Origin of the sequence: Streptomyces nanshensis (assembly GCF_001751255.1) — a bacterium.
GTDB lineage: Bacteria > Actinomycetota > Actinomycetes > Streptomycetales > Streptomycetaceae > Streptomyces > Streptomyces nanshensis_A.
The window spans coordinates 1-532 of record NZ_LJGW01000474.1; the positions used below are offsets into that span (position 1 = coordinate 1).

Genomic DNA, 532 nt, shown 5'->3' on the forward strand with positions numbered 1-532 from the left:
GGACACACGCCGGCCCCGGCGAGAAGGTAGTGGCACATGATCGGCAATCTGAAGCCCCTTGAGATCGTTCTGATCGTCCTGGTCATCCTGCTGCTGTTCGGTGCCAAGAAGCTTCCGGACATGGCGCGTTCGCTGGGCAAGTCTGCCCGCATTCTCAAGAGCGAGGCCAAGCAGATGAAGAAGGACGGCGGTGACGAGGGCGAGGGCGGCGCTTCCGCGGATTCCCAGCAGGCGGCTGCGAAGACGATCCAGGCGGCTCCCGGTGACGTCGCCAGTTCGCGGCCCGTCTCCGAGCCGGCCGAGCAGAAGCAGCAGAACCCGTCCTGAGCGGCGGGTGAAGGGGCCGTACCCGACCGGTACGGCGGGACCGGTCTTTCCGATACTTCAGACACCGAGGACCTGGGTTGCTCAAGTCGGCCCGTAGACAGGGCAAAAGGGAGAAGGATCCCGAGGGGCGGATGCCGCTCGCGGATCACTTGCGGGAGCTGCGCAACCGGCTGCTGAAGGCGGTGCTGGCGGTCCTCGTCGTCAC

The 532-nt window shown here is 66.0% G+C and carries 1 protein-coding gene and 1 pseudogene; both read left to right on the forward strand.

Annotated features, from left to right (window positions below; genetic code table 11):
• Positions 1-36 precede the first annotated feature (36 nt).
• Positions 37-327 carry a Sec-independent protein translocase subunit TatA gene (gene tatA, locus AN218_RS28675; protein ID WP_070015210.1) on the forward strand — a complete coding sequence of 97 codons (291 nt, stop codon included), beginning with the start codon at positions 37-39 and terminating at the stop codon, positions 325-327.
• Between the two features lie 77 nt (positions 328-404).
• A pseudogene (locus AN218_RS38550) lies at positions 405-532 on the forward strand (twin-arginine translocase subunit TatC); the annotation flags it as partial.